Source organism: Sphingomonas sp. LH128, assembly GCF_000293195.2.
Lineage (GTDB): Bacteria > Pseudomonadota > Alphaproteobacteria > Sphingomonadales > Sphingomonadaceae > Novosphingobium > Novosphingobium resinovorum_A.
The window spans coordinates 1-503 of sequence record NZ_ALVC01000522.1 but is presented as its reverse complement, the minus strand read 5'-3'; the positions used below and the strand labels follow the sequence as shown (position 1 = coordinate 503).

Sequence of the window (503 nt, the reverse complement as noted above, 5' to 3'; positions counted from 1 at the left end):
TTGACGAGGTCGAGGCCCTTCTGCGTGCGCGGCAGGGTTCCGCCCGAAGGCCCCTGGACGAGCGCGATGACCACGCCCTGGTCCTCGTCCGGCAGGAAGCCGCCGGGCAGGCGCGTGAACAGGAACACCATGCAGCCCACGATCAGCAGGTAGACGAGGCCAGAGCGCTTCCAGCCATTGGCGGTGCGACGTACGCCGCCCCGGTACTTTTCGGTGCCGCGGTCGAACTTGTCGTTGAACCAGCGGAAGAAGCGCGCCAGCAGCCCCTTGCCCTGATGCTCGTCGTTCCGGTGCGGCTTGAGGATGGTGGCGCAAAGCGCCGGCGTCAGGATCAACGCGACCATGACCGAGAGCGCCATCGACGAGACGATGGTGATCGAGAACTGGCGATAGATCACGCCAGTCGATCCGCCGAAGAACGCCATCGGCAGGAACACCGCCGACAGCACCATGCCGATGCCGACCAGCGCGCCGCTGATCTCGTCCATCGACTTGCGCGCCGC

At 66.4% G+C, this 503-nt stretch carries 1 protein-coding gene; it reads right to left on the bottom strand.

Annotation, left to right across the window (positions count from 1 at the left end):
* A partial coding sequence (locus tag LH128_RS29665; protein ID WP_008833400.1) for an efflux RND transporter permease subunit occupies positions 1-503 on the bottom strand: 503 nt, incomplete at both ends.